The sequence below is a fragment of the Fructilactobacillus sp. X2R1C1 genome (assembly GCF_059901435.1).
The window spans coordinates 1-347 of the sequence record NZ_JBWXUV010000050.1 but is presented as its reverse complement, the minus strand read 5'-3'; the positions used below and the strand labels follow the sequence as shown (position 1 = coordinate 347).

General features: G+C 28.8%; 1 protein-coding gene. It reads left to right on the top strand.

Features of this window, described 5'->3' with window-relative positions:
• Positions 1-244: hypothetical protein (locus AC6UDG_RS07455; protein WP_500706954.1), on the top strand; the 244-nt coding region annotated here is incomplete at its 5' end.
• Positions 245-347: the final 103 nt, after the last annotated feature.

Genomic DNA, 347 nt, shown 5'->3' with positions numbered 1-347 from the left:
TATTAAGCCTTTAATTGAACTACAGAATTTCACTAATTTGAAGGGGTCCAATATTGCTATTGTTATAGATAGAAGTGATGTAGACAAAGTAGATTTAAATGAAAAAAATAAAATTTATATGCGTAAACAAGTTCATGAAATGTTGTCAGTTGATCAGAAACAAGGGTATGACAATAGTGGAGCTGAAATTATTGATATTCCAGATGAATTTTATGGCAATGAAATTAAGGAGTTGATCGACTAATGTCCTTTAAGAATATAGATTTTCAAAATTCTGCTGTTATGAATTTGTTAAATGCTTATGTAAGTGACAATAAAAACATTATATTACAAGCGCCAACTGGATC